Source organism: Methylobacterium mesophilicum SR1.6/6 (assembly GCF_000364445.2).
In the GTDB taxonomy this organism is placed as follows: Bacteria; Pseudomonadota; Alphaproteobacteria; order Rhizobiales; family Beijerinckiaceae; genus Methylobacterium; species Methylobacterium mesophilicum_A.
In genome coordinates, this window is sequence record NZ_CP043538.1 from 2,618,009 (window position 1) to 2,642,582 (window position 24,574).

General features: G+C 70.0%; 29 protein-coding genes. 18 read left to right on the forward strand and 11 right to left on the reverse strand.

Annotated elements, in window-relative coordinates:
- The first annotated feature begins 36 nt into the window (after nt 1–36).
- Both lgt and MMSR116_RS12450 read left to right on the forward strand, forming a co-directional pair.
- Nucleotides 37–939 (forward strand): prolipoprotein diacylglyceryl transferase, encoded by a 903-nt coding sequence (gene lgt / locus MMSR116_RS12445; protein ID WP_010682821.1) that lies wholly within the window; start codon nt 37–39, stop codon nt 937–939.
- Nucleotides 936–2,006, forward strand: coding sequence for a class I SAM-dependent methyltransferase (locus MMSR116_RS12450; RefSeq protein ID WP_010682820.1), 1,071 nt, complete (start codon nt 936–938; stop codon nt 2,004–2,006). Before lgt ends, MMSR116_RS12450 begins: the two co-directional genes overlap by 4 nt.
- A gap of 23 nt (nt 2,007–2,029) precedes the next feature.
- Here the strand turns inward: MMSR116_RS12450 and MMSR116_RS12455 are convergent, their stop codons facing one another.
- Nucleotides 2,030–2,221 carry a hypothetical protein gene (locus MMSR116_RS12455; protein WP_010682819.1) on the reverse strand — a complete coding sequence of 64 codons (192 nt, stop codon included), beginning with the start codon at nt 2,219–2,221 and terminating at the stop codon, nt 2,030–2,032.
- Between the two features lie 159 nt (nt 2,222–2,380).
- On the opposite strand from MMSR116_RS12455, the gene pgeF reads away from it, so the two are divergent.
- The 3 genes from pgeF to MMSR116_RS12470 all read left to right on the forward strand — a co-directional run bounded on the left by pgeF (nt 2,381) and on the right by MMSR116_RS12470 (nt 5,231).
- Nucleotides 2,381–3,151, forward strand: a complete 771-nt coding sequence (gene pgeF, locus MMSR116_RS12460) for a peptidoglycan editing factor PgeF (RefSeq protein ID WP_039892386.1) — start codon at nt 2,381–2,383, stop codon at nt 3,149–3,151.
- 275 nt (nt 3,152–3,426) lie between these two features.
- Nucleotides 3,427–4,266, forward strand: a complete 840-nt coding sequence (locus MMSR116_RS12465; protein ID WP_010682817.1) for an outer membrane protein — start codon at nt 3,427–3,429, stop codon at nt 4,264–4,266.
- 197 nt (nt 4,267–4,463) lie between these two features.
- Nucleotides 4,464–5,231, forward strand: a complete 768-nt coding sequence (locus MMSR116_RS12470; RefSeq protein WP_010682816.1) for a DUF2076 domain-containing protein — start codon at nt 4,464–4,466, stop codon at nt 5,229–5,231.
- A gap of 81 nt (nt 5,232–5,312) precedes the next feature.
- On the opposite strand, the gene MMSR116_RS12475 is transcribed toward MMSR116_RS12470, so the two are convergent.
- On the reverse strand, nt 5,313–6,104 hold the full coding sequence (locus tag MMSR116_RS12475; RefSeq protein ID WP_010682815.1) for a L,D-transpeptidase: 792 nt from the start codon (nt 6,102–6,104) through the stop codon (nt 5,313–5,315).
- Between the two features lie 291 nt (nt 6,105–6,395).
- Between MMSR116_RS12475 and MMSR116_RS12480 the strand changes: the two genes are divergently transcribed.
- The 6 genes from MMSR116_RS12480 to MMSR116_RS12505 all read left to right on the forward strand — a co-directional run bounded on the left by MMSR116_RS12480 (nt 6,396) and on the right by MMSR116_RS12505 (nt 11,479).
- Nucleotides 6,396–7,112: a protein phosphatase CheZ gene (locus MMSR116_RS12480; protein WP_039892649.1), complete on the forward strand. Its 717-nt coding sequence runs from the start codon at nt 6,396–6,398 to the stop codon at nt 7,110–7,112.
- Between the two features lie 80 nt (nt 7,113–7,192).
- The gene (uvrC, locus tag MMSR116_RS12485) at nt 7,193–9,259 is read left to right on the forward strand and encodes an excinuclease ABC subunit UvrC (protein WP_010682813.1); all 2,067 of its coding nucleotides are present in this window, start codon (nt 7,193–7,195) and stop codon (nt 9,257–9,259) included.
- 73 nt (nt 9,260–9,332) lie between these two features.
- Nucleotides 9,333–9,932, forward strand: coding sequence for a CDP-diacylglycerol--glycerol-3-phosphate 3-phosphatidyltransferase (gene pgsA, locus MMSR116_RS12490; protein ID WP_191991953.1), 600 nt, complete (start codon nt 9,333–9,335; stop codon nt 9,930–9,932).
- Between the two features lie 55 nt (nt 9,933–9,987).
- The gene (moaD, locus tag MMSR116_RS12495) at nt 9,988–10,239 is read left to right on the forward strand and encodes a molybdopterin converting factor subunit 1 (RefSeq protein WP_039892646.1); all 252 of its coding nucleotides are present in this window, start codon (nt 9,988–9,990) and stop codon (nt 10,237–10,239) included.
- 220 nt (nt 10,240–10,459) lie between these two features.
- Nucleotides 10,460–10,690 (forward strand): hypothetical protein, encoded by a 231-nt coding sequence (locus MMSR116_RS12500; RefSeq protein WP_010682810.1) that lies wholly within the window; start codon nt 10,460–10,462, stop codon nt 10,688–10,690.
- Nucleotides 10,691–10,780: 90 nt separating this feature from the next.
- Complete coding sequence (locus tag MMSR116_RS12505; protein ID WP_010682809.1) at nt 10,781–11,479, forward strand: ribonuclease activity regulator RraA; 699 nt, start codon at nt 10,781–10,783, stop codon at nt 11,477–11,479.
- 12 nt (nt 11,480–11,491) lie between these two features.
- On the opposite strand, the gene MMSR116_RS12510 is transcribed toward MMSR116_RS12505, so the two are convergent.
- Nucleotides 11,492–12,268 carry an SDR family NAD(P)-dependent oxidoreductase gene (locus MMSR116_RS12510; protein ID WP_010682808.1) on the reverse strand — a complete coding sequence of 259 codons (777 nt, stop codon included), beginning with the start codon at nt 12,266–12,268 and terminating at the stop codon, nt 11,492–11,494.
- Nucleotides 12,269–12,421: 153 nt separating this feature from the next.
- Here MMSR116_RS12510 and MMSR116_RS12515 point away from each other — a divergent pair, with 153 nt between their 5' ends.
- A complete protein-coding gene (locus MMSR116_RS12515; RefSeq protein WP_010682807.1) occupies nt 12,422–12,832 on the forward strand; it encodes a flagellar biosynthesis repressor FlbT in 411 nt (136 codons plus the stop codon).
- A 13-nt stretch (nt 12,833–12,845) separates the two neighbouring features.
- Here MMSR116_RS12515 and flaF read toward each other — a convergent pair whose 3' ends face one another.
- Complete coding sequence (flaF, locus tag MMSR116_RS12520) at nt 12,846–13,217, reverse strand: flagellar biosynthesis regulator FlaF (RefSeq protein WP_039892385.1); 372 nt, start codon at nt 13,215–13,217, stop codon at nt 12,846–12,848.
- Nucleotides 13,218–13,259: 42 nt separating this feature from the next.
- Between flaF and MMSR116_RS12525 the strand changes: the two genes are divergently transcribed.
- A complete protein-coding gene (locus tag MMSR116_RS12525) occupies nt 13,260–13,631 on the forward strand; it encodes a hypothetical protein (RefSeq protein WP_432419895.1) in 372 nt (123 codons plus the stop codon).
- Here the strand turns inward: MMSR116_RS12525 and MMSR116_RS12530 are convergent, their stop codons facing one another.
- The 3 genes from MMSR116_RS12530 to MMSR116_RS12540 form a co-directional block, all read right to left on the reverse strand.
- The gene (locus MMSR116_RS12530; protein ID WP_158168874.1) at nt 13,632–13,853 is read right to left on the reverse strand and encodes a hypothetical protein; all 222 of its coding nucleotides are present in this window, start codon (nt 13,851–13,853) and stop codon (nt 13,632–13,634) included. It abuts the gene before it with no gap.
- Nucleotides 13,854–13,857: 4 nt separating this feature from the next.
- Nucleotides 13,858–14,181, reverse strand: coding sequence for a hypothetical protein (locus MMSR116_RS12535; protein ID WP_010682803.1), 324 nt, complete (start codon nt 14,179–14,181; stop codon nt 13,858–13,860).
- Nucleotides 14,182–14,308: 127 nt separating this feature from the next.
- On the reverse strand, nt 14,309–14,818 hold the full coding sequence (locus tag MMSR116_RS12540) for a metallophosphoesterase family protein (protein WP_010682802.1): 510 nt from the start codon (nt 14,816–14,818) through the stop codon (nt 14,309–14,311).
- A 161-nt stretch (nt 14,819–14,979) separates the two neighbouring features.
- Between MMSR116_RS12540 and MMSR116_RS12545 the strand changes: the two genes are divergently transcribed.
- The 5 genes from MMSR116_RS12545 (at nt 14,980) to MMSR116_RS12565 (ending at nt 21,591) form a co-directional block, all read left to right on the forward strand.
- Complete coding sequence (locus MMSR116_RS12545; RefSeq protein ID WP_010682801.1) at nt 14,980–15,699, forward strand: cytochrome c biogenesis CcdA family protein; 720 nt, start codon at nt 14,980–14,982, stop codon at nt 15,697–15,699.
- Between the two features lie 199 nt (nt 15,700–15,898).
- Nucleotides 15,899–17,851, forward strand: a complete 1,953-nt coding sequence (locus MMSR116_RS12550; protein WP_244625648.1) for a glycosyltransferase — start codon at nt 15,899–15,901, stop codon at nt 17,849–17,851.
- Nucleotides 17,848–18,972, forward strand: a complete 1,125-nt coding sequence (locus MMSR116_RS12555; protein ID WP_010682799.1) for a glycosyltransferase — start codon at nt 17,848–17,850, stop codon at nt 18,970–18,972. Before MMSR116_RS12550 ends, MMSR116_RS12555 begins: the two co-directional genes overlap by 4 nt.
- Nucleotides 18,973–19,253: 281 nt before the next feature.
- Nucleotides 19,254–20,729 carry a GumC family protein gene (locus tag MMSR116_RS12560; protein WP_010682798.1) on the forward strand — a complete coding sequence of 492 codons (1,476 nt, stop codon included), beginning with the start codon at nt 19,254–19,256 and terminating at the stop codon, nt 20,727–20,729.
- A gap of 73 nt (nt 20,730–20,802) precedes the next feature.
- Nucleotides 20,803–21,591 carry a WecB/TagA/CpsF family glycosyltransferase gene (locus MMSR116_RS12565; RefSeq protein WP_085988016.1) on the forward strand — a complete coding sequence of 263 codons (789 nt, stop codon included), beginning with the start codon at nt 20,803–20,805 and terminating at the stop codon, nt 21,589–21,591.
- A gap of 2 nt (nt 21,592–21,593) precedes the next feature.
- Here the strand turns inward: MMSR116_RS12565 and MMSR116_RS12570 are convergent, their stop codons facing one another.
- From MMSR116_RS12570 to MMSR116_RS12585, 4 genes are all read right to left on the reverse strand, one after another.
- Nucleotides 21,594–22,169 (reverse strand): NUDIX domain-containing protein, encoded by a 576-nt coding sequence (locus tag MMSR116_RS12570; RefSeq protein WP_010682796.1) that lies wholly within the window; start codon nt 22,167–22,169, stop codon nt 21,594–21,596.
- Between the two features lie 38 nt (nt 22,170–22,207).
- Nucleotides 22,208–22,462, reverse strand: coding sequence for a sulfurtransferase TusA family protein (locus MMSR116_RS12575; RefSeq protein ID WP_010682795.1), 255 nt, complete (start codon nt 22,460–22,462; stop codon nt 22,208–22,210).
- A gap of 66 nt (nt 22,463–22,528) precedes the next feature.
- Nucleotides 22,529–22,864, reverse strand: coding sequence for a hypothetical protein (locus tag MMSR116_RS12580; protein WP_010682794.1), 336 nt, complete (start codon nt 22,862–22,864; stop codon nt 22,529–22,531).
- 97 nt (nt 22,865–22,961) lie between these two features.
- The gene (locus MMSR116_RS12585; protein ID WP_010682793.1) at nt 22,962–24,329 is read right to left on the reverse strand and encodes a glutamate--cysteine ligase; all 1,368 of its coding nucleotides are present in this window, start codon (nt 24,327–24,329) and stop codon (nt 22,962–22,964) included.
- Nucleotides 24,330–24,574 lie beyond the last annotated feature (245 nt).

Genomic DNA, 24,574 nt, shown 5'->3' on the forward strand with positions numbered 1-24,574 from the left:
CCGGCGTCCAATCCGGCCGCCCCGGAGGTGAGACCGATGCCGCTCCTCGCCCTGCCCTTTCCGGCCATCGATCCGGTGGCCCTCGCGATCGGGCCGATCACGATCAAATGGTACGCGCTCGCCTACATCGCCGGCCTCATCGGCGGCTGGTATTACGCGCGCCGCCTTGTCATGGCCGACAGCCTCTGGGGCGTTGTGAAGCGCCCGCAGGTCGTCGACATCGACGACCTTATCGTCTGGGTGGCGCTCGGCGTCGTGCTGGGCGGCCGGATCGGCTACGTGCTGTTCTACAATCTGCCCCTGTACATCGCCGATCCGATGGAGATCCTGGCGATCCGCAACGGCGGCATGTCGTTCCACGGCGGTTTCCTCGGGGCGATCCTGGCCTTCCTGCTGTTCGCCCGCTCCAAGGGGCTCAACGGCTACACGCTCCTCGACATCGGCGCCGTGGTCGTGCCGATCGGGCTGTTCTTCGGGCGCATCGCCAATTTCGTGAACGGTGAGCTCTGGGGCCGCGTCGCGCCGGACTTTCCCTACGCCATCGTGTTCCCGAGCGGCGGACCGCTGCCGCGCCACCCGAGCCAGCTCTACGAGGCGGCCACCGAAGGCCTGTTGCTGTTCATCGTCATGGCGATCAGCGTCCGCCGGTTCGGCTTCCGCAAGCCGGGGCTGCTGGGCGGCATCTTCGTCCTCGGCTACGCGCTCGCCCGGACCTTCTGTGAATTCTTCCGCGAGCCGGACCGACAGCTCGGCTTCCTGTTCGGCGACCATCTCGGCCCCATGGGCGGCGGCGTGACCATGGGCATGCTGCTCTGTGTGCCGATGATGATCGTCGGCCTCACCTACATCGTCCTCGCGGGAACCGGCCGGACGCGTCCACGCCATCCGCTGCCGGCGCCAGCCGCCGGGGAGGCGCGCAAGGCGCCCGTGGAGGCGTGACGCCGCTCGGCGCCGAGATCGCCGCTCTGATCCGCCAGACCGGGCCGATCGGCGTCGATCGCTACATGGCGCTGTGCCTCGGCCATCCGGTCCACGGCTATTACCGCACCCGCGATCCTCTGGGCGTCCGGGGCGACTTCACCACGGCGCCCGAGATCAGCCAGATGTTCGGCGAGTTGATCGGCGCCTGGTCGGGCTATGTGCACGGGCTGATGGGTCGGCCTGATCCGCTGGTCCTGGTGGAACTCGGACCGGGCCGCGGCACGCTGATGGCGGATGCCCTCCGGGCGCTGCGGGCTGCTGCGCCGGGCGTGCGCGTAGCGCCCCACCTCGTCGAGACCAGCCCTGTCCTGCGGGCCGCGCAGGAGCGCGCCCTCGCCGGGACCGGCGCGATCTGGCACGCGGAGGTAGAGACCCTGCCCCCGGGCCCGTCGGTGGTGGTGGCCAACGAGTTCTTCGACTGCCTGCCCGTGCGCCAGTTCGAGCGACGCCCGACCGGCTGGCATGAGCGACAGGTCGGGTTGGGTCCGGCAGGCGGGCTTGCCTTCGGATTGTCGCCGGAACCGACCCCCGGCCTTGAGGCGGCAGGGCCCGTCGGCGCGCTGATGAGCGTGCCGACGGCCGGCCTCGCTCTGATTCGCGGGCTGTCGCAGCGCCTGTGCGCAGCGGGTGGTGCGCTGCTGGCGATTGATTACGGCCACGTCCGCCCAGGCTTCGGCGACACCCTTCAGGCGCTGTCGGGACACAGCTACGCCGATCCGCTCGCGGCGCCCGGCCAAGCAGATCTCACGCATCATGTCGACTTCGCAGCCCTCGCGCAGGCCGCGCGCGTCGAGGGCGCAGACGTTCACGGGCCCGTGGAGCAGCGCGATTTCCTGTTTGCCCTCGGCCTGCTTGCCCGCGCCGAGCGCCTGCAGAGCCGCGCCACCGAGGCTCAGGCGCCCGAGATCGGACGGGCGACCGCCCGGCTCACCGAACCGGGCGTGCGCGGCATGGGCAGTCTGTTCAAGGTTCTCGCAGTCAGTGGCCCGGGCCTCGGGCCGCTCCCCGGCTTTCCGAACACCTGAAACGAAGCGGAACTCCAGCCCTATCAGCCGAAGGATCCGAAGCCGGAATCCGTCTGGCTGGCGGGTCGCGGGGTCGGCGGAGCGGGCGGGTTCGGATCGTTCGGGTCGAAGGCAGCGGGTTCGCCCGTGACCGGATGCGCGGGTGCGCTCGGTGCGCGAGGCTCCTCGGTCTGGGTGATCTCGGTCAGGGTGTCGGTCTCGATCCCTCGTGACATCGCAATCCCTCTCGCAAACCCTCGCGAAGGAAAGCCAGCATCAGCCTCCTTTTGCGGTGCAACACGAATCTGCCGCCTCGAGCGTCATCGTCAAGGGGACGGCCATGCGGTATCGGACCGCGACAGGGAACCGCGAGGGAGCCGACTGTGACCGCAGGCATGATGATCGAGGCGCCGGAACTCTCCTCTCACGCCGGGCTGCGCCACGCCTTCTTCACCCGCGTAGGCGGCGTGTCTGACGGGATCTACGCCTCGCTCAACGGCGGACTCGGATCCCAGGATGCGCCTGAGCGGGTCGCCGAGAACCGGGCGCGCATGTGCGCGCAACTCGGCCTCGCGCCCGACCGGCTGGTCAGCCTGTATCAGGTCCATTCGGCCGAGGTCGTCGTCGTGGAGGCGCCGTTTCCCGGGTCGGACCGCCCGAAGGCGGATGCCATGGTGACGCGGACGCCCGGCCTGGCCCTGGGTATCGCGACCGCCGATTGCGGGCCGATCCTGTTCGCGGATCCCGAGAACGGGGTCGTCGGGGCGGCTCATGCGGGCTGGAAAGGTGCGCTGACGGGCGTGATCGGCGCGACGGTCGCCGCCATGGAGAGGCTGGGGGCGCGCCGCAGTCGGATCGTGGCCGTTCTGGGTCCGACGATCGCGCAGTCCTCCTACGAGGTCGGTCCGGACTTCGTCGCCCGCTTTCGCGGGGAAGCACCCGGGATGGAGCGGTTCCTGGGTCCGGGCACGCGCGCCGATCATGCGCAGTTCGATCTGCCGAGCTTCATCCTGGCCCGCTTGGCCGAGGCGGATGTCGGCGAGGCCACGTCGCTGAACCTCTGCACCTACGCGGATCCCGAACGGTTCTACAGCTACCGGCGCACGACGCATCGGGGCGAAGCGGATTACGGCCGACTGATCTCGGCGATCGCCCTCACGCCGTAGCGGCAGCCCCCCAAGCACAGGCCGGTCGGGGTGCGACACTTTGTCAACGCAGCTTGGCAGAAAAAGCGTGGCCGCAACCGAACCTTGGCCGTTCGAGCGCGTTTAGGGGTCAAGGTGCCGGGGAAAACGGCGGGTTGCCACAAGGGGCCGCGATGAGCGGTCGGCGACACCGCGGAGCGCAAAGCAGCCCTGGAACCGCTGGAACGCAACCAGATCCGTGTTCCGCGGACGACCCGCGAGACGGGCGGCGCGGAACCACCAGTGAGGACCAGACCATGAAATCCCTGCTCCGTGCCGCCACGGCCCTCGCCGGCGTCGCCGTCGCCGGTTCCGCCTCGGCGGCCGACCTTCCGCGCCGTGCCGCGCCGCCGCCGGTGTTCACCCCCGTGCCGGTGTTCACCTGGACCGGCGCCTACTTCGGTATCAACGCCGGCTACGCCTTCGACGCCAGCGACCGCAACACCGGCAACACCTTCGGCGTGCCCTTCCCCTACGCCGCCCCCGGCACGGTGGCCACCTTCCGCAACCGCAGCCAGGACGGCTTCTCCGGCGGTGGCCAGGTCGGCTACAACTACCAGTTCACCCCGGGCTCGGGCGTGGTCATCGGCGTCGAGGCCGACGCCCAGTACCTCGACTTCGGCCGCAACCGGAACAACGCCTTCCTCTCCGGCGCCCTGGCCCCCGGCTACTACGTCACCGACCCGCGCGGCCTCTCCAGCCTCGACTTCTTCGGCACCGTGCGCGGCCGCCTCGGCTACGCCTTCGACCGCACCCTCGTCTACGGCACCGGCGGCTTCGCCTACGGCTCGGGCAGCGCCGACCGCTCCTTCGGCGGCTTTGCCGGCAACGACAGCTTCCGCACCGGATGGGCCGTCGGCGGCGGCATCGAGTACGCCCTGCCCACCGACTCCTTCCTGAACTTCTTCCGCTCCTCGGCCGTCACGCTCAAGGTCGAAGGCCTGTACGTCAACCTCGACCGCAACACCCGCAACCAGGGCGCGTTCGTCATCAACGCCGCCAACAACGTCCCGGCCGTCTACAGCCCGATCGGACGACGCGCCGACGAGTTCGCCGTCGTCCGCGCCGGCCTGAACTACAAGTTCGGCACCTTCTAGGATCGGGGCGGCGCGGCTGCGGCCGCGTCCCACGGTCGGAGTGCAGGAAGCCCGGCCCACAGGCCGGGCTTCTCGCGTTTCGTGACCCGCCAATGAAGTTTTCGCAATCCCCCTGACAAAGCGTCGCCGCGCACCCATGTCCTAGCTGCCATGCGGCGCGTTCGGGCCCGCGGGTGAGATTCGAGGAGGACGACTCCATGAACAGCGAAGAACGCGACGTCATTTCGGGTATCTTCCAGCGGCTGGAGCAGGCACAGACCCAGCCCCGCGACGCGGAGGCGGAGCGCTTCATCGCCGACAAGCTCCGTGCGCAGCCCTACGCGCCCTACGCGATGGCGCAGCTGATCTACGTGCAGGAAGAGGCGATCAAGAGCCTGAACCAGCAGCTGGAGCAGGCCCGCAGTCAGGCGGCCCCGGCCCAGTCGTCTGGGGGCGGCGGCTTCCTGTCGAGCATCTTCGGCGGCGGCGGCCAGCAGCGCCAGGAGCCCCAGCCCGGCTACGGGCAGCCGCGTCCGGGCGGCCAGCCCTGGGGCAATCAGGGCGGCCCGCAGCAGGGTTACCCCCAGCAGGGCGGCTACCCGCAACAGGGCGGCTACCCGCAGCAGCAGGGCGGCCCGTGGGGCGGCCAGCCCCAGGCCCCGGCGCGCGGCGGCGGCTTCATGGCGACGGCGCTGCCCATGGCGGCCGGCGCGGCGGGCGGCATGCTCCTCGGCAGCGCCCTGTCGAACGCCTTCGCGGGCGGCCATTCCAGCCTCGGCAGCGCCGCGGCAGCGGGCCTCGGCGGCGGAAGCGGCGAGACCATCGTTAACAACTACTACGGCGACGGCGGTGGCAACCAGGATCTCGGCTCGGCCCTGGACAACAGCGGCGGCGACATGGGCGGCTTCCAGGACGCCGGCTACAGCGATCCGGGCGGTGATTTCGGCGGCGACCTCGGCGGCGGCGACGACAGCGACTGGACCTGATTGTCCGGCACACCGAATGGAAGGCTCGGTCGCGTCAGGCGCGGCCGGGCCTTCCTCGTATCTGGGGGAAGCGTGAGGCGTTCAGAGAACCTCGACCCGCGTTCCCACGGGCACGCGCTCGTAGAGATCGATGACGTCGTCGTTCATCATCCGGATGCACCCCGACGAGACCGATTGCCCGATCGTATTGGGCTCGTTCGTCCCGTGGATCCGGTAGAGTGACGAGCCGAGATAGAGGGCCCGTGCGCCCAGCGGGTTCTCCGGGCCGCCGGCCATGTGGCGCGGCAGGTCGGGGCGGCGGGCGAGCATCTCGGCCGGCGGCGTCCAGTCCGGCCATTCCGCCTTGCGGCTGACGGTCTTGAGCCCGCTCCAGGCGAAGCCGGGCCGGCCGACACCGATGCCGTAGCGGAGAGCCCGCTGGCCGGCCTGCACGAGGTAGAGGTGCTTGCCCGCAGTGTCGATCACGATTGTTCCGGGCCTCTGCGAGCCGGGGAACGCGACCTCCTGGCGCTGATATTCGGGTGCGACCGCGCGGGCGATGCGGCTCGGATCGGCCTGAGGCGCGCCGTAGCCGCCGGTCGGCGGCACCCCATAGGGTTGTGGCTGTGCGTAGACCTGGGCTGGCCCGGGCTCGGCGGGCAGAAGCTCGCCCGAATAGGCCGCGACCCGCATAGGCGCCTCGCCCCGCTGCGGCTGCGCGTAACGCTGCGGCCAGGTCTGCCGCCCGGCCCCGGCCCCACCTGTGACGAGATACTCGATCAGGCCGCCCCCGTAACCACCCTCGGCGTAGCGCGCCTGTTGCGCCTGCGCGGGCACGCAGGCGGCAGCCGCGGCCAAGGCCGCCCACAGACCCACACGGACCGATCCCCGCATCGCAACCTCCCGCACCGGGGCACACGCCCGCTGCGGCGGGAGGATCCCGCCGGATCTTGGCGAATCAGGTGAACGAACGTGGTGAATCCGGCTGAACCGCGTTGCCCTCCCCGCCCGGACGGCCTCAGCGTGAATCAAACGTCAATGCCGGTGCTTCGCCGGGGGCACCGAATTCTTGGCCGCTTCTTCGTCGCAGTGCCACGCATGCGTTGGCAAGCTTGGCAGTCACAGTCCGCTAACTGATGTGTTAGAGAGTTGGGCCGACGGAACCCGAACGCCTACGCCCGGATGATGACCCAGAAGCGCTACCGCATTGAAGACGTTCTCGGGCTTCCCGGAGCCCCGCCACCGCCGGCGGGCGTTCCCGCCTCGGGCGAGCGCCTCGACGAGATCTACAACGCCATCCAGGACCTGCGCCGCATCACGCAGATGAGCGCCAGCGAGACGGTCGAATCGTGCCGGCGCGAGTTGCACGAGGCCCTGGCCATGCGGACCGAGCTGGACGTGATGAAGGAGGCGATCACCCGCACGAAGGCGGAGCTGGCGACCCTCCACCGGACCGAATACACCGGCAAGGGCATGCGCCGGGCCGCGGACGAACTCGACGCCGTCGTGGACTCGACGGAGCGCGCGACGACGCAGCTCCTCGGCGCGATCGAGGAGATCGAGAGCCATGCCGGCATGCTCAACGCCACGACGCTGCCGCCCGGCATGAAGCCGCACGTCGACGTCATCCTGGAGCGGGTGATCACGGCCTACGAGGCCTGCAACTTCCAGGACCTGACGGGCCAGCGGATCAGCAAGATCGTCGGTGTGATGAAGTTCATCGAGGAACATCTTGACCGGCTGATCGCCACGTGGTCGGAGCTGGACAGCTTCAAGGAACTCATCGCCGTCATGCCGGTCTCCACCGCCCTGGACGACGAGAGCAGCTTGCTCAACGGGCCGAAGCTCGACCACGATATCGGCCACGTGGACCAGAGCGACATCGACTCGCTGTTCGATTGATCGCTTCGATCGGCCGCCGACGCGCATTTTTTGTCGGCGGCCCCGTCCCCCTCGGCGGCCGGAACGCTTAGATCTGCGGTATGAGCCGCAGAGCCCTCTCAGACCTGCCCCCCGATACCTTCGACGACGGCCGCGATGCCGAGCGGGACGAGGGCGCAGACGAGCCCGAGGCCGGTCTTCCCACCGACGAGTCGCCGGAGATCGATTTCGATTTTGAGCCCGGCGCCGTGCAGGCCGGCACGGAGGTGATCCGCCGCTTCTGGTCGACGCTGCCGTCCTCGCCGGGCGTCTACCGGATGTTCGATCACCGGGGCGACGTCCTCTACGTCGGCAAGGCGAAGAACCTGAAGAACCGGGTCGGCTCCTATGCCCGGGGTCAGGCGCACTCGAATCGCATCGCCCGGATGATCTCGCAGACGGCGGCGATGGAATTCGTCACCACCGCCACAGAGACCGAGGCGCTGCTCCTGGAAGCCAACCTGATCAAGCAGTTGAAGCCCCGCTTCAACGTGCTGATGCGGGACGACAAGTCGTTCCCCTACATCCTGGTCACGGATGACGGCCCCGCACCGCAGATCGTCAAGCATCGCGGCGCAAGGCGGCGGAAGGGCAGCTATTACGGTCCCTTCGCGAGCGTCTGGGCGGTGAATCGGACAGTGAACGCCCTGCAGCGCGCCTTCCTGCTGCGCACCTGCACGGACAGCTACTACGAGAACCGGACCCGGCCCTGCCTGCTCTACCAGATCAAGCGCTGCTCCGGCCCCTGCACGGGCGAGATTGCCCAGGAAGACTACGCCACCATGGCGGACTCGGCCCGCGCCTTCCTGGCGGGCAAGTCGAACGCCGTGAAGGATCGGATGCGCGCCGAGATGCAGGAGGCCTCCGAGGCCATGGAGTTCGAGCGTGCGGCCCGCTTCCGGGACAGGATCGCCGCGCTCTCGGCCATCCAGGGCGTCCAGGGAGTCAACACCCAGGGCGTCGAGGAAGCGGACGTGTTCGCCCTGGACGAGCAGGCCGGCCAGTTCTGCATCGAGGTGTTCTTCTTCCGGAACTTCCAGAACTGGGGCAACCGCGCCTATTTCCCGAAGGCCGACCGGACCATGACGCCCGACGAGGTGCTGGGCTCGTTCATCGGCCAGTTCTACGACGACAAGCCGGCGCCCCGGACGATCCTGACCAGCCACCAGATCGAGGATGCGGAACTGGTGGCCGCCGCCCTGTCGAGCCGCGTCGATCACCGCGTCGAGATCCATCGGCCGAGCCGCGGCGAGCGCAAGAACCTCGTCGATTACGCCCAGCGCAACGCCAAGGAGGCGCTCGCCCGGCGCCTCGCCGACACGGCGTCCCAGGGGAAGCTGCTCGCGGCCCTGGGGCAGGCCTTCGGCCTCGACCGCGCGCCGCGCCGGATCGAGGTCTACGACAACTCGCACATCATGGGCACGAACGCCGTCGGAGGGATGATCGTCGCAGGGCCGACGGGGTTCATGAAGACGCATTACCGCACGTTCAACATCAAGTCGGAGGAGCTTACCCCCGGGGACGATTACGGCATGATGCGCGAGGTTTTGCAGCGCCGGTTCAAGCGCTTGGTGAAGGAGGCGCCCCGTACCGAGCGGGAGGCGGCGGTCGCCGCCGCGGACGGTGGCGCGCAGGCGCCGGTGCCGCCGCCCGCGGAGGACGGCGAGGCGTTCCCGGCGTGGCCGGACCTCGTGCTGATCGACGGCGGCAAGGGGCAGCTCGACGCCGCCCGGACCGCCCTCGATGAAGTTGGCGTCTCGGGCGTACCCCTGGTCGGCGTCGCCAAGGGGCGCGACCGCGACGCCGGACGCGAGACGTTTTTCGTGCCCGGCCGTGCGCCCTTCAAGCTTCCGCCGCGCGACCCGACGCTCTACTTCGTGCAGCGACTCCGAGACGAGGCGCACCGCTTCGCCATCGGCAGCCACCGGGCCAAGCGCAAGCGTGAAATGGTCAAGAATCCCCTGGACGAGATTGCCGGCATCGGGCCCAGCCGCAAGCGCGCGCTGCTGCACCATTTCGGGACCGTGAAGGCCATCCAGCGCGCGGCTTTCGAGGACCTGGCCAAGACGCCGGGCGTCAATGCCGCCACCGCCCGGGCCGTGTACGACTTCTTCCATGCCGGCGCCTGAAAACCCCGCCGCGATGGCCGAGCCCGGCCCGGAGGCGTTGACGCCCGCGCCGCGCTCTGATTTCACCCCGGCGATGAACGCCGTCCTCCCTCGACGACGGTCGCCGGCCTGGACGCTTGCGAACTGCCTGACCTACGGGCGCCTCGTCGCGGTACCGGTGATGGTCGCGCTGCTGTTCTGGCCCGAATCCCACACTGCCCGGTGGTCGGCGCTGGGCGTGTTCGTGGCCGCCGCGATCACCGACTACCTGGACGGGTACGTCGCCCGCACATATCACCAGAGCTCGGCACTCGGCCGGATGCTCGACCCGATCGCCGACAAGCTTCTGGTCTCGGCCTGCCTGCTGATGCTGACGGCGGACCACACGATCGTCGGCACGAACATCTGGGCCGCCATCGTGATCCTGTGCCGCGAAGTGCTGGTCTCCGGTCTGCGCGAATACCTGGCCGAGCTGAAGGTCGGCGTGCCGGTCAGCAAGATCGCCAAGTGGAAGACCACCGTGCAGCTCGTCGCCCTCGGATTCCTGGTGGCCGGCCCCGCGGGCGAGACGGTCCTCCCCGGGACGGTGCCGATCGGCCTGACACTGCTGTGGCTCGCCGCGGCCCTCACGCTGTGGACCGGGTGGGACTACATGCGGGCCGGCATCAAGCACGTCATCGACGACCCGCGCTGATGCGCCGGGCCACGGGATGCGCGGCCCGCCCCCAAAAGTGCGCTACGGTGATGCGATGAAGCTGGTCTATTTCGCCTGGGTCCGGGAACGGATCGGTCGTCCCGAGGAGGAGTTGGCCCTGCCGCCGGATATCGCCACCGTCGCGGACCTTGTGGGCTGGCTGCGCGGGCGCGGCGAGGAATACGCCTACGCGTTCGAGGATCCGGGCGTGGTGCGGGCCGCCATCGATCGCGCCCATGCCAAGCCCGAGACGTCGATCGCGGGCGCCCGCGAGATCGCGTTCTTCCCACCCATGACCGGCGGGTAATGAGTGTCGCGGACGTCTGCGCACGTAGTCGGCCCGGCTTGAAACACTCCGGATTCCGGCGTTTCTGGCGCGGTCGCTCCGGCTGAACCTCATGCCGAACGGCGCGCGGACCGAGCCAAGTTCCTTTACGGGTTCGGGCCGCCTCCATGACTTTCAGATCAGCGGAACGCTCAAGCTGGGACCACGTTACTCGGTACCGATACCGATACTGGAGCCCACTATGCGCAAGTCGTTGCTCGCTACTGCTGCCCTCCTGAGCCTCTGCGCCGCGGCGCAGGCGCAGACCACCGTCATCGAGCGGGATCGCCCCGCCGTCGTCGTCGATCGCCCGGCCTCCGAGTCGAAGTCCGTGACCGTGCACGAACACGGCGACGGCTGCGTCACCAAGACGGTGCGCAAGGAGAACGACATGGGCGACTCCAAGACCGTGAAGAAGGAGACGTGCGACTGACGCACGATCCCGCGCAGGGGCGGATCCCTCCCCGGCGCCAAGCTCGAAGAACCGCCGACGAGCTTCCGACGAGCCTTCGCGGAGACGATGATGCCTAGCGACTCTGAGATCGTCGCGACCCTCTCGCAGGTCACCACAGCCACGATCACCACGATCCTCCTGAAGAAGGGTCTCCGCAACGTCTGGCTGCGTGGGACCCGGCCACTGAAGGACGGGCAGCCCCGGCTCGTCGGCCGTGCATTCACGCTGCGCTTCGTGCCGGCGCGCGAGGATCTCGCGACCCCCGAATCCTGGTCTTCCCCGACCTCGACCCGCGCGGCGATCGAGGCCATGCCCGCCGGCTGCGTCGCGGTGGTCGACGCGATGGGTGTGACCGATGCCGGCATTTTCGGCGACATCCTCTGCGCCCGCATGGCCAAGCGGGGGGTGGCCGCTCTGATAACTGACGGTGTGGTGCGCGACGTCGCCGGGGTGATCGGCACCGGCCTGCCGGTCTGGTGCCAGGGCGCGGCGGCGCCGCCATCCGTCGCCGGCCTGACCTTCGTGGCGTGGCAGCAGCCCATCGCCTGCGGCGGCGTCGCCGTCTTCCCCGACGACATCATCGTGGTCGATGCGGACGGCGCCGTCCTGATCCCGGCTGCGCTGGTGGAGACGGTTCTGGACCTCGCACCCGAGCAGGAGCGCTTCGAGGGCTGGGTCATGGACGAGGTCGGCAGAGGCACGGCACTGCCCGGCCCTTATCCTCCGGATGCCGGGACCAGGGCTCGCTACGAGGCCGGCAAGAACTAGAATCGGCTCCGCTCAGCGCCAGCCGGCATCCACGTAGTAGCCGTGCCCTGTGCACATCCGCGCGTCGTCCGAGGCCAGGAACAGGGCCAGGGCGGCGACGTCGGCCGGCTGTATGCGCCCGTCCAGGCACTGCGACGCGACGATCTCCGCCTCGCCCTCGGGCGTGTACCATTTCTCCTGCCGCGGCGTCTGAACATTGCCCGGCAGGATCGAGACCACCCGGATCCCGTCGCGGCCGAGATCGCGGGCCAAGGCGCGGCTCATGCCCTCGATCCCCGCCTTGGCGGTCTGGTAGATGGCCAGATCCTTCAGGCCGAGATGCCAGCTGATCGATCCGAAGTTCAGGATCACACCACCGCCTGCCCGGCGCATCGCCGGCACCGCGGCCTGCGCGGCGAAGAACAGGTGGCGCAGGTTCACGGCGATCCGGTCGTCCCAATAGGCCGGCGTCACCTCCGCCAGCCGGTGACGATCGTCGTTGCCGGCGTTGTTGACCAGAATGTCCAGACCGCCGAGCGCCGCCTCGGCCTCGTCTACCAGCGCGCGCACGGCCTCGACGTCGGTGAGGTCGCAGCGCCGGAAGAGCGGCGGAGTCCCCGCTTCGGGCAAATGGCGGGCGACGAGCGCCTCGGCGGCGTCCACGGCGATGTCGCAGAACGCGACATGTGCGCCCTGTGCCACGAAGGCTTCAACCAGGCCGGCACCGATGCCCGACGCGCCGCCCGTGATGAGGACGCGCTTCCCCCGGAGGCTCGGATAATGCGCGCGGTTCACCTGCGTCGATGTCATCGGCTTGTTTTGACCGCGCCTCGAAGGACGATGATTTGTCTGAGTTTTAACAGCCGCTATGGCCCCGGGCAATGCGGCGCAGCGTTCCGCAAGTTGGCAAATCGTTAACGTTTGGCGAATGAAATCGCGGCGTCTTCTAGAATGGAAAACGCCATGCCCCTCCGACTGGAACTCAAGCCCTTCGAACGGCTGATCATCAACGGCGCGCTACTGCGCAATGGCGACCGCCGGTCGAGCTTCCTGATCGAAACCCAATGCAAGTTCCTCCGCGAGAGCGAGATCATCACGGAGACGGAAGCCGATACGGGCTGCAAGCAGCTCCACCTGACCTTGACGGTGATCTACCTCGCCGATGATCCGGCGCCGGGAATCGACCTGTTCTTCCGCCAGGCCACGGACCTGATCCGGCAGGCGCCCGCGGCCGCTCCGCAGGTCGCAGCCATCGCGGAGGCCGTCGAGGCCGGCGAGTTCTACCGGGCGCTCAAGCTCAGCCGCAAACTCGTGGAATGGGAGAATTCCGGCGCGAACCCACCGGACGACAGTCCGCCGCCGGCCGATTCGTGACGGCAACCCGGGCTCAGCCCGGATTGCCCTGCAGACCGGCCGCGATGTGGTTGTTGATCGACACGAGCGTCGCGATCTTCTCCGGGGTCGGTGCGATCATCGCGTCGACGCAGGTTCGCAGCACGTACACGCCCAGGCGACCCACACCCTGCTTGACGTCGACGGGCAGCGGATTTTCGTCGGCCGTCGCCTCGGAGCTGAGCAGTGTCCAGACGCGCTGGTTGTATGACAGGGCCTCGTTAAGATGCCCGGTCTCACCTGCGGCGAGCCCCTGGCTGGCGCCGATCAGGCGCTGCGCGGCCTTGAGCAGGAGAGCGGATTCGGCCTCGCGCGGCGTCAGCGCGCTGTGTGCGGTCTTGGCATAGGCGTTGGCGGCGTTGTTCATCGGTGCTCCACCCCCGGCATCTGGCTCGCCCGCAATGCAGGCTTGCGCGTAGCTGTCGCAGAGCAGGAGTTAAAACCGCGTGAGCGGCAGATCCGCCATGATCCCGCCGGGTTGGACGACGACGACTTGTTCCGGTCTCAAGGAAACGTCCGCCGGAACGCGTCGCCGATGCTGAATTTTTTTCTCGGAACAGTTGCCGGAGGCCTAATCGCCTGTGTGCTGACCATCGCGGCGGCGCGCCATCCCGAGATTCAGGCGCGGCTCGGCCTGAAACAGGCCCCGATGCCGCTGGCCCTGGCGGCCGTAACCAAGCCGCCGGAGCCGGATTGCGGCCGGCGCACGGAGAACACTCCGCGGGTCGGCGCGCAGGACATGCTGTTCAACCGCCAGCGGTTCTGGTCGGTCGCGCCGTAATCACAGAGCGCCGATGAGCACGATCAGCATCGTCGTCGCGACGGTGGTGCTGACAAAGCCGCAGAGGGCGGCCGCGAAGGACGGGCCGGTGCGGTCGGCGGCGGGCGGAAGCTCGTTCGAATGGGTAGCAGGAGACATCGGCGCAAAACCTTCTCGGCGACCTGAGTCGCGCATGTCGGGATGATGAGGCTCGATCGGGCCGCCCGAGGTGCGGGCGCGCACCCGGTCAGTCGCAGCGGTTGATTTTCTTGGCGATCCGGAGGCCCCGCAGTTCGCTGCGGAGATCGATCGCGACGACACCTTCACCGCAACGCTCGAAGGCGTCCCGGGCATCGTCGTAACGGTCGCCCACCTCGTCGAGCGTGTCGCAGACACGGTCATGGTCGCCGAGCCGCGCCTCCTGGCGGGCCTGAAACCGGAGGGCGTTGGCCTCGTCAATCTTGCGCTGGGCTTCCAGGCAGGCCGGAAGGGCCAGCGCCGACGAGGTCGAGATGATGCCGGCCGCAACGGCGGCGAGGCATCGGATCAGAGTGGCCGAACTGGCACTCACGGGTACACTCTCTTACGCGTTGTGGAGGCAGGCCCGGGAGGGACTGCCGCGTTTTCCGGGCTGGCTCGCGTCCATCCCGTCTCTGTCCGCTGAAACGGTGAAGCTGACGTGAAGGTTCCGATCCGGTTCAGCTCTTCCGGCGTCGCCGGGAGGCGAGGATTGCCGATACGGTGACAGGGACGGGCCCCATCGGGTCGACGCCGACATCGTACTGCTTCGGCATCGGCTTGAGCTTGCCGTGGCTGTGACCGTGCAGGTTGAGAGCGCCGCGGCTCATGCCGTTCCAGGTCCGGAACGCGTAATGGCAGAGCACCACCATCCGACCCTCCACCTCCAGTTCCGCGTAGTGGCGGATCGAGGCCCAGCCCGGCGCCGTCAGCGTCTCGGATCCGTCGTTGTTGCCGACGATCAAGTGCTTCTCGCCGTTCAGCCCGTCGAGGATCTCGCGGATCCGCGCGCCGCTCGGGCCGAGGGCAAAGTCGCCGAGGTGCCAGACCGTGTCGCCGGGCGAGACATTGGCGTTCCAGGCCGCGATCAGGCCGGCGTCGTGGGCCGCGAGATCGGGATAGGGCCGGTGATCGAACCGCAGCGCCCGCTGGTCGCCGAAATGCGTGTCGGCCGTGAAGAAGATGGTCACTTGTCGGCTCCGCGAGCGCCCGCCGACATCGCGCGGACAGCCGCCGAAGCCCGCCACACCCGCCCGGGTTCCCTCGGAGCCGTGATCGGGGGCCGCGTTGACGGGCCGCGCCGTAGGCGCGAAGCCTGCGCGGGAACGGGCGGAACGGCGGGGAACCGACCATGCTGGGGACGATGGGCTTCGCGTTCCTGGCCGGCCTCCTGTCGTTGCTCTCCCCCTGCGTCCTGCCTCTGGTGCCGATCGTGCTCGGCACGGCGGCCTCTGAGCATCGGCTCGGACCGGTGGCGCTGGCGGCCGGCCTGGCGATCGCATTCACCGCGATCGGGCTGTTCGTGGCGACGATCGGCTTCGCCATCGGACTCGACGGCGACGTCTTCCGCCGGGTCGGCGCAGTCCTCCTGATGATCCTGGGCCTCGTGCTGATGCTGCCGCGGCTCCAAGCTCAGGTCGCAACCGCGGCCGGACCCGTGGGCGCCTGGGCCGAGGCGCGTTTCGGCGGCGTCGGTTCCGTGGGCCTGTCGGGCCAGTTCGCCGTCGGGCTGCTGCTCGGCGCGGCCTGGAGTCCCTGCGTCGGCCCGACCCTCGGGGCCGCCTCGCTGATGGCGGCGCGGGGCGAGCAGCTCGGGAGCGTCGCCGTCACGATGCTGGCCTTCGGGATCGGGGCGGCCCTGCCGCTGGTGCTGCTCGGCTTCGCCTCTCGCGAGGCGCTGATGCGCTGGCGCGGCGGCCTCGCGGCGGCGGGCCGGACCGTGAAGGCCGGCCTCGGCATGGTCATGGTGGTGCTCGGCGTGCTGGTCCTGACGGGACTGGACAAGCGCGCGGAAGCCGCCCTGGTCGCGGCCTCGCCGGACTGGCTCACCGCCGCCACGACGCGCTACTGACGATCGGCGTGACCTTCCCGTACCGGACGGGTCAGAGACCCGCGATGGCCGATGCCCTTCCCCGGAGCTCGCGAGGAGGGCGTACCCGGGCAAAGGGAGGGCGAAGCAGCATGAGGCTTCGGCGGCCGGAGAGGCAATCTTCAACTTTCGCGGCCAGGCTCGCGCCGTGCATGACGTTCGATCCGCCACCGATATCGCCGTGACCGCACGCCTGTCGCCACCCGCGCACGGCATCGCCGACTGGCCATTCGGGCCGCGAGCCGCCACGCCCGCCCGGCCCGCATCCCTTCCCGACGGCCGCCCGTGGCCGCGAATCCGCGTGATCACCGTGGCCGGAGACGGGGCGGACCTCGCCGGGACTGTCGCGTCGGTCCTGCGCCAGGACTATCCGGAACTCCGCCACGACATCCTGGCTCCCGCGACCGGCCGCGCGGCCGTGGAGCGGACGCTGGCGGATCCCGACATCGATCACCTGCTCTGGCTCCGCGCGGGCGACCTCCTCGCCCCCGGCGCGCTCACCGCCTTGGCGCTGGAGGCCGCCCTGACCGGCGCCTCCGCGGTCGCCGGCCTGCGCATCCTGTTCGATGCCGCAGTCCGCGCCCTCGACGGCCCGGGAACGGGGACCTTCCCCGGCGGCGCGGTGCTCTGGGCCCGGGAGCACCTGCGCGCGCAGCTCGACCCCGAGGGGATGCTGCATGCGGCCGTCGCCTGGTCGGCGATCCCGGAGATCATGCGGTCGCATATCGGGCGCCCGGTGCTGCTCCACAGGCTGACGGCGGAAGCAGCTCCCCTGCCATCGGGATTGTCGATCGTGTCGCTCACAGGAACCGGCACGCAGGGGGGCGCTGGCGTCGCCCAGAGGCGGCTCGCCGAGGCGCTGATGCTGACCGGCCACCGCGTCACCGAGATCGCCCTGAGCCGGCGTCCCGAGGCCGCCGAGTGGACCGACCGCTTCCCCCAGGCCGAAGCGGCGATCGCGGCCGCCGCGCCCGACCTCGTCCTGGCCGGCAATCTGCACGGGGCGACCCGCAGCCTCGATGTGGTCGACCGCCTCGCCCGTCGTGGTCCGGTCGCACTCGTCCTGCACGACCTGTTCCCGCTCACCGGACGATGCGCGCACCCCCGGGATTGCGGCCGCGCCCGGACCGGCTGCGATGCCGCCTGTCCCGGACCGGACGAGTACCCGCAGCTCGCCCCGAAGCGGATCGCCGGCATGCATGTCCGCAAGCGTGCGACCCTGGCCGGATCCGGGGCACCGTGGCTGCTCGCCAATTCCGACTGGACTCTGGCGCGCGCCCGGGACCTCGCGCCGACCGGCGCAGGCGCGGAGCGGGTCCAGCTCGCCTTCCCGACCGCCGTGTTTCGGCCGGGCGACCGCACCGCCCTGCGCCGCCAGCTCGGCCTGCCGGGAGACGGCGTGCTGATCCTGATCTCGGCAGTGATCGTCGATGGTCCCGACAAAGGCTTCTCGGATCTGCGCGACGCGCTCCGGGCCGTGGCGCGGCCGGGCGTCGCCGTGGTGGCGATCGGCCGGCTCGATGATCCGTCCCGGCTCGGCGTCCCGGACCTGTTCGCGCCCGGCCTTATCGGCGACGAGGAGACCTTGGCCGCCTGGTACGGCGCCTGCGATCTCCACGTCACGGCGAGCCGCCACGAGACCCTGGGCCAGACGCCTATCGAGGCCGGCCTCTGCGGCGTGCCGACCCTGGCCTATCGCACGTCGGGCCTGACCTCCGCGGTGATCGACGGCGTGTCCGGCCGGCTCGTGCCGGTGCGGCCCGGAGCCCTTGCCGAAGCCCTGGCGGATCTGGTCGCGGATGCGGATGCGCGGGTGCGCCTCGGCGCCTTCGCGCGCATCACCCTGGAGAGCCGCTACAGTCCGGCCGCCGCCGCCCTGTCGCTCGACGCGATACTCCGAAGGCGCGGGCTTCTGGATGCGGCGGCGCCCCTCACCTTCGCGCCGGCGATGCTCGGTCACTTTCCCTTCGCGGCCGAGCAGCGGCGGGGCGCGGCCGGCACTGTCCCGGCGGCCTCGCCGCGACTCGTCCGCCGGCTGCGGCGGGCCAAGCAGATGGTGCTCGGCCGCCGGATGCCGCTCTTCGTGCGCCGCTGCCTCTACCTCGCCGGGCGTCTCCGGCGGAGCGCCCCATGAGGCGCGACCCCAACGGGCCAGCCGCGTCTCAGGCCGGCGTGACGCGCAGGATCTATCTCGACCAGACCCACCTGCGCGGCCACGTCACCGGAATCGAGCGGGTCACCCTCGATCTGTTCGCCCCCGACAAACTCGGCCCTCACCAGATCCGGCCGGTGACCAGCCGATCGCTGCTGGGCATGACCATCGCGCAGCATCTCACGCTGCCCCTGCGGGCGCTCCGGGATCGGGACGCACTCCTCCTGTTCCCCGGCTTCCCGCCGGGACCGCTCTGCGCGCTCGCGGCCGCGCGCTGCCTCCTCTACGTGCACGACACGTTTCTGCTCGACCGGAAGGCGGATCTGAGCCTGCGCAGCCGGGTCTACATGAGCCCGAGCTTCGCATTCGCCCTGCGCTGGTGTCCGAACCTGTTCGTCAACAGCCGCACCACCGGCGAGGCGGTGCGGGCGGTCTGCGCGCGGCGCGCCCGCGTCGCCCTGCTGCGGCCGACCGTGCGCGACGCATTCGGCCTCGGCGACCTGCCCGGACCGGCGCCTTACGGCCACGGCCAAGCGCTCCGGCTGCTCGCCATCGGGACGATCGAGCCGCGCAAGAACTATCCGGCCGCCCTCGCCTTGACGGCGGCCCTGAACCGGGCCGGCATCCCGGCGGAGCTGCACCTCGTGGGCCGGGTCGGATGGGGGCGGCACGACTTCCTGCAGGCTCCGCCGGACTTCCTGCACCGGCACGGCTACCTGTCCGATGCCGAACTGCGAAGCCTCGTCGCCTCGTGCCACCTCCTGGTCTCGACCTCGAAGGCTGAGGGCCTCGGCCTCCCGATGCTGGAGGTGCAGCACGGCGGCCTGCCGGTCGCCGCGCCGGACGATCCCGTGTTCCGGGAGGTGCTGGGCACCTCCGGTCTGCTGGTCCGTCCTGAGGATCCGGAGACCGCCGCCGATGCCCTCGCGGCCTGGATCGCCGGAGGGGGCCTGATCGGCGCGGCCGAGCGGAGCCGGAGCAACGTGGCGCGCTGGAACGCGATGGCGGCCGACGATGGGCAGCGCTTCCAGCGGTTTCTATCCGGCGACGGAGCGGCCTACGCGGCTGTCGGGTCGATCGTGGCAGCAAACGGGATCGCGTGAGACCTGGTACGTAGTTCGCGGTGAGAACACGGTTAATTTTGCCTTAAAGCCGCGACAATTGGGGCGAAGTCAGTTAGCGTTAACTGTGGGTTTCCTGCTACCGGGCACCGCATCAAGCCGAGAGTTCTTGTCCGGTATGCCGATTGCTGGACTGTTGGAGAAGACATCGCTGCGACCCGAAAGCTGTCCCGGATCGGCACGAAGCCGGTCAGAAGCGGAACAGCTCCGGATGGCGGCGGTGGGCGGTCCGATCCGCCCCGACAGGTCAGGGAGCGAGGCGTATGTTCGACTTCTCGACACGAATGAGCGGTGAGCAGCCCGTCCGCATGGTCCTGCCGCAGACGTCGCCGCGGACGGAACCGCGCGTGATCCTGCGGCGGCTGTGGCGCGGCAGCGGTTTCATCGTCCTCGGCGGGCTGTTCATGGTGGCCGCCGCTGTGGCGCTGCTGGGCCTTCTGCCCCCGCGTTACACCTCCAGCATCCAGATCCTGGTGGACCCGAGCGACCTGCGGGTCGTCGAGAACGACGTGAACGCCCGTCAGCCGCAGGCCGACAGCGGCGTCTCCATCGCCGAGAGCCAAGTGCGGGTGATCCAGTCGGACAACGTCCTGCGCCGGGTCATCGCGAAGCTGCACCTCGATCAGGATGACGAGTTCGTGCAGCCGGACGGGAATAACCCGGTCGTCAACGCCGTGAAGGGCGCGCTCGGCATGCTGCCGCCGGCCGCCAGCCGGGACCCGGTCAACATCGCCCTCGACACGCTCCAGAACCGGCTCAGCGTCCGCCGGGCCGAGCGGACCTTCGTGATCGACGTGGCGGTGCAGTCCCGGGATCCCGAGAAGGCCGCGCAGATCGCCAACGCCATCGGTGACGCCTACTTCGCCGAGGAGGCCGCCGCCCGGACCGACACCGCCCGCCGCGCCTCGGACGCCCTGGCCGGCCGCCTCGCCAGCCTGAAGCGCGACGTCGAGGAGGCCGAGAGCGCGGTCGTGCGCTATCGGGAAGACCACAAGCTCGTGGCCTCCAGCGGTCGGCTGCTCACCGACCAGCAGCTCGGCGACCTGAACCAGCAGCTCGTCACCGCCTCCATCAAGACCGCGGAGGCGAAGTCCCGCCTCGATCAAGCCCGGAGGATGCGCTCGTCGGATCCCAGCACGGCCCTGCCCGAGATGCTGCAATCCCTCGAGATGCAGGCCCTGCGCCAGCAATACGCCACGCTGTCGCGGAACACCGCCGAACTCGCGACCCGGCTGGGCGAGCGTCATCCGGCCATGGCCGAGCAATACGCCCAGCAGCGCGACCTCCAGCGCCTGATCCAGCGCGAGAAGGAGCGGATCATCGAGACCACGCAGAAGGATTACGACCGCGCCGCCGCCAGCGAGGCGGCGATCCGGGCGAACCTCGACCGGGTGAAGACCGAGACGACGACCAGCGACCGGGCCTATGTCGGCCTGCGCGAGCTGGAGCGGACGCTCGACTCGCGCCGCGGCGTCTACGAGGCCTATCTGAAGCGCGCCCGTGAGGCGAGCGAGCAGGAACGGCTGAACACCACCAACGTCCGGGTCATCTCGGTGGCGACGCCCGCGCGCCAGCGGACCTTCCCGCCGTCGCCGAAGATCGTCCTGCCGCTGGCACTCGTGCTGGGCCTGCTGCTGGGTGGCGCCATCGCCCTGGTGCTGGGTGCCGACCGGGACCGCCGCCGCACGCGGCGCGCCGCCACGCGACCGGCCGCCAGCTTCTGGGCCGCCGATGCGTGATCTCGGGAACTTCGGCTTCGGCCTGGATGCGGGGGAAACGCTCGGTCGGGAGGTGTGTACCGTGCGATTGCCCATGCCACTCCCCCTCGCCTCCGGCTCCGCGGAGGCGAGCGCGACCGTCGAGCTGTTCGGCCTGCGGTTCCAGACCGCAGACGCCGCCACGGTGGTAGCCGCGGTGGCGGCCGGGTCCGGCGACGGACCCCGCATGATCGTGACGGCCAACGTCGATCACATCGTCCAGCTCGGCGAGAACGCCGATTTCCGCGGCGCCTATGCCCGTGCGGCAGCGCGCACCCTCGACGGGATGCCCCTGGTCTGGTTGGCCCGCCGGGCGTCCCACCGGCCGGTCCATCGGGTGACCGGCCACGATCTCCTGGCCTGCATCCTCGCCGACCCGCCCGACTTCGCGGGACGGATCTTCTTCGTCGCCTCCCGGCAGGATGCGGCGGACGCCTTGAGCGTCCGCCTCCAGGCCGGCGGGCTGCCGGCCGGGTCGGTGACCAGCGTGGTGCCGCCCTTCGGGTTCGAGGCCGATCCGGATTACAGCCACGCCTTGATCGAGCGGATCCGCGCGCACAACACAACGCTGCTGGTCATGGCGGTCGGCGCTCCCAAGTCCGAGATCTGGGTCGACCGGCATCGGGCCCACCTCGGCGATCCGGTGGTGTTCTGCGTCGGCGACGCACTGAACGTGGCAGCGGGATGCATGTCCCGCGCACCGGGCGTGCTGCAGCGGCTCGGGCTCGAATGGGTCTTCCGCTTCCTGCAGGCGCCGCGCCGGCTGTTCCGCCGCTACTTCATCAAGTCCTGGCGGTTCGTCGGCATCGTGGCCCGTGATCGCGTGGCGCGCTGGGGCGGGTAGCCTCAGCCCCTGTCGGCGAATAGGTCGGGCCGCCGCAACTGCAGCGCGAACAGCAAGGTCAGCGACTTCATGTCGGTGAGCGCGCCCCGTCGGCTCATGGCGGCGAGTTCCGGCAGCGGGATCTCGTGCACGGCGACGGCCTCGCCCTCCGCCGCCAAGCCGCCGCCCATACCAGTGCGGTCGGCCGCGCCGTACGCGGCAAGGAACAGGTCCATCCGCTCGGTGGAGATGCCCGGCATCGACCAGGCGCTGACGACGAATTCGAGCCGGGTCAGGCGCAGGCCCGTCTCTTCCATCGCCTCGCGCCGCGCCTCGTCCTCGGGCGCGCCCTCATCCAGAAGCCCTGCCGGGACCTCGACATGGCTCGGCGGCCCGCCCGCATAGAGGACCGGCGCGCGGAACTGCGAGACGAGGGTGGCAACGCGCCGGTCCGGATCGTAGGGGAGCACCGCCACCGCACGGCCATGATCCTCGATCTCCCGCGACATGCGGGTGCCGTCATTCTGCATCACCTCGGCCACGAGATAGCGCGCCCAGCCTTCGTGCACGAGGCGCACGCCCCCGATCCGTGGTGCCATGCCGTTCCCACCTCACCTTCGCGAGCCTCCGGGATCGTTCAGGAATGCGGCGGCTTCGCGGAGGCGGTGATGCGGAAGCGCAGGCGATCGCCGGACCGCTCCGCCCCGTCGAGCCGGGCGCCCTCCTCGCGCACGAGGTTCGGGATGTCGATCATCGCCATCGGATCCGTGCAGGTGACCACGAGGGTCCGGCCGGCCGGAAGGCGCCGCAGGGCCTTGCGGGCGCGCAGGACGGGGAGAGGACATTTGAGGCCGCTGAGGTCGAGATCGACGCTGTCAGGATCGTCGGCCACCAGAACCTCTCGCGCGCCGGTCCGAGAGCCCCGGCCGCCTTCGACGCGGGCTCGGCGGTGGCCAGCTCACCACACGGAATAGCCGAAGGCCGGGCCATAATACCAATCGGGTGCCGACCAGATGTAGCGCGGGCCATTATAGCCGTACTCGAAGCCCGGTCGCACGACCGGCGCATAGGCGTATCCGTACCCGAACGGCACCGGGTACTGGTACTCGCCATAATAGCTGTAACGCGGCCGTCCCGGGACGAACCCGACCGCACCCCGCCCCTGATGCAGCGGTGCGCCGACGGACCCGCGCGCCGAAGGACCGTAGTACGGCGGATCGGCGGCCAAAGGGGTCTCAGTGTTCAGGACGAGGCCTGTCAGGCCGGCCAGGATGGCGGCGGGGATGCGGGCCATGGGTCGTGTCTTCCGGACGTGCAAGCGATTCGGAACGTTCCAATAGCATGCGGCGTAGGAGATTCGCTGCCGGGACGGCAAACCGATCAGGCGTCGGTCAGAACACGCATTCCGAGAAGGCGGCGCGGACGCAGGAGCCCCAGCGGCCCTCGTAGTCGGCGAGCAGATCCTCGGCCCGCGTCCGTCCGGCGGCGACGATCGCTTCGAGGGACTGGAGGTAGACCGTCTCGTCGCGCCCCTCGGCATCGCGGCGCCCGCGCGCCCGCAGGCCCGACCGCGCGATGGCCAGGGCCTCGGCGGCGACGGCGCCGAGGGTCGTGTTCGCCACCGGAGTCGCGAGCCCGAGCCGCGGGGCGGTCGCCCGCGCGGCCTCGCGGTTCGCCGGGCTCCAGCCCTTCACCAGGTCGAGGGCGGCATCGAGGGCCGATTCGTCGTAGAGCAGCCCGGTCCAGAAGGCAGCCTGAGCGGCGATCATGCCGGGATCGCCGACATCCGAGCCACGCATCTCCAGGAAGCGCTTCAGGCGCACCTCCGGGAAGGCCGTGGAGGCGTGATTGGCCCAGTCAGACACGGTCGCGTACTCGCCCGGGAGCTGCGGTAGCTTGCCGGCCATGAGGTCGCGGAATGAGGCGCCCGAGACGTCGTGATAGGTGTCGCCGCGCTTCACGAAGTACATTGGCATGTCGAGCAGCCAGTCGACATAGGCCTCGTAGCCGAACCCGGCCTCGAACGCGAAGGGCAGCATCCCGGTGCGGTCGCCGTCGGTGTCGCGCCAGATCTCGGAGCGGCGCGACAGGAACCCGTTAGGCCGGCCGTCGGTGAAGGGTGAGTTGGCGAAGAGCGCGGTCGCCACCGGCTGCAGCGCCAGCGACGCGCGCATCTTGCGGACCATGTCGGCCTCGGAGGCGAAGTCGAGGTTCACCTGCACGGTGGCGGTCCGGAGCATCATGTCGAGGCCGAGCGATCCGACCTTCGGCATGTAGCCCGCCATGATCCGGTAGCGGCTCTTGGGCATCACCGGCGTCTCGTCACGGCGCCATCGCGGGCTCATGCCCAGCGTCAGGAATCCGATCCCCAGGGAGTCGGCCACCCGCTTCGTTGCCGCCAGATGCGTGGCGAGTTCGGCAGCGGTCGCGTGGACGTCGGAGAGCGCCGCGCCGGAGAGCTCGAACTGGCCGCCGGGCTCGATCGAGATCGCCCCACCCTCCTCCGCCGACAGGCCGATGATGTTGCCGAGGTCGAGGATCGGCTCCCAGCCGGTCTCGCGGGCGAGGCCTTCCAGCAGGGCGCGGATGCCGTGCGCGCCGTCATACGGCACGGGCGTCCGGTCCGCGCGATAGAACGGGATCTTCTCGTGCTCGGTACCGATCGCGAAGCGGTCGCGCGGCTTCTCGCCCGCGGCGAACCAGTCGATCAGTTCGGCGCGCGTGGTGAGCGGCGTGGTGTCGTTGCTGTCGCGCGCCATGCGCTGCCTGCCCGTGCGTCTGTCTCAAAGCCTGGGATGAGAGCGCGCCGGAGTGCTCCGGCGGGTCCGCCCGGTTCACCCCCTCCCTGCGAACGGGGTCCGGACGGACACCCGCCCCCGACCCCGATCAGCGCGCGGCGCAGGCGGCGTCCGTGGAGGACATAATGGAGGCGCCGGGAACCCACAACGCGCCTCCCGTGGACGGCGGCCCGCTTCACGTCCGATCCGGGGAAACAATCGCACCG

What these genes read in the sequence shown, in the direction of transcription:
- flaF (WP_039892385.1), bottom strand. Translation starts at nt 13,217, where the DNA reads ATGAACAACGCCGCCAACGCCTATGCCAAGACCGCACACAGCGCGCTG.
- MMSR116_RS12560 (WP_010682798.1), top strand. Translation starts at nt 19,254, where the DNA reads ATGTTCGACTTCTCGACACGAATGAGCGGTGAGCAGCCCGTCCGCATG.
- moaD (WP_039892646.1), top strand. Translation starts at nt 9,988, where the DNA reads ATGAAGCTGGTCTATTTCGCCTGGGTCCGGGAACGGATCGGTCGTCCC.
- lgt (WP_010682821.1), top strand. Translation starts at nt 37, where the DNA reads ATGCCGCTCCTCGCCCTGCCCTTTCCGGCCATCGATCCGGTGGCCCTC.
- MMSR116_RS12510 (WP_010682808.1), bottom strand. Translation starts at nt 12,268, where the DNA reads ATGACATCGACGCAGGTGAACCGCGCGCATTATCCGAGCCTCCGGGGG.
- MMSR116_RS12515 (WP_010682807.1), top strand. Translation starts at nt 12,422, where the DNA reads ATGCCCCTCCGACTGGAACTCAAGCCCTTCGAACGGCTGATCATCAAC.
- MMSR116_RS12585 (WP_010682793.1), bottom strand. Translation starts at nt 24,329, where the DNA reads ATGGCGCGCGACAGCAACGACACCACGCCGCTCACCACGCGCGCCGAA.
- MMSR116_RS12470 (WP_010682816.1), top strand. Translation starts at nt 4,464, where the DNA reads ATGAACAGCGAAGAACGCGACGTCATTTCGGGTATCTTCCAGCGGCTG.
- MMSR116_RS12555 (WP_010682799.1), top strand. Translation starts at nt 17,848, where the DNA reads ATGAGGCGCGACCCCAACGGGCCAGCCGCGTCTCAGGCCGGCGTGACG.
- MMSR116_RS12500 (WP_010682810.1), top strand. Translation starts at nt 10,460, where the DNA reads ATGCGCAAGTCGTTGCTCGCTACTGCTGCCCTCCTGAGCCTCTGCGCC.
- MMSR116_RS12565 (WP_085988016.1), top strand. Translation starts at nt 20,803, where the DNA reads ATGCCACTCCCCCTCGCCTCCGGCTCCGCGGAGGCGAGCGCGACCGTC.
- MMSR116_RS12580 (WP_010682794.1), bottom strand. Translation starts at nt 22,864, where the DNA reads ATGGCCCGCATCCCCGCCGCCATCCTGGCCGGCCTGACAGGCCTCGTC.
- MMSR116_RS12545 (WP_010682801.1), top strand. Translation starts at nt 14,980, where the DNA reads ATGCTGGGGACGATGGGCTTCGCGTTCCTGGCCGGCCTCCTGTCGTTG.
- MMSR116_RS12505 (WP_010682809.1), top strand. Translation starts at nt 10,781, where the DNA reads ATGCCTAGCGACTCTGAGATCGTCGCGACCCTCTCGCAGGTCACCACA.
- pgeF (WP_039892386.1), top strand. Translation starts at nt 2,381, where the DNA reads ATGATGATCGAGGCGCCGGAACTCTCCTCTCACGCCGGGCTGCGCCAC.
- MMSR116_RS12465 (WP_010682817.1), top strand. Translation starts at nt 3,427, where the DNA reads ATGAAATCCCTGCTCCGTGCCGCCACGGCCCTCGCCGGCGTCGCCGTC.
- uvrC (WP_010682813.1), top strand. Translation starts at nt 7,193, where the DNA reads ATGAGCCGCAGAGCCCTCTCAGACCTGCCCCCCGATACCTTCGACGAC.
- MMSR116_RS12480 (WP_039892649.1), top strand. Translation starts at nt 6,396, where the DNA reads ATGACCCAGAAGCGCTACCGCATTGAAGACGTTCTCGGGCTTCCCGGA.
- MMSR116_RS12475 (WP_010682815.1), bottom strand. Translation starts at nt 6,104, where the DNA reads ATGCGGGGATCGGTCCGTGTGGGTCTGTGGGCGGCCTTGGCCGCGGCT.
- MMSR116_RS12455 (WP_010682819.1), bottom strand. Translation starts at nt 2,221, where the DNA reads ATGTCACGAGGGATCGAGACCGACACCCTGACCGAGATCACCCAGACC.
- pgsA (WP_191991953.1), top strand. Translation starts at nt 9,333, where the DNA reads ATGAACGCCGTCCTCCCTCGACGACGGTCGCCGGCCTGGACGCTTGCG.
- MMSR116_RS12570 (WP_010682796.1), bottom strand. Translation starts at nt 22,169, where the DNA reads ATGGCACCACGGATCGGGGGCGTGCGCCTCGTGCACGAAGGCTGGGCG.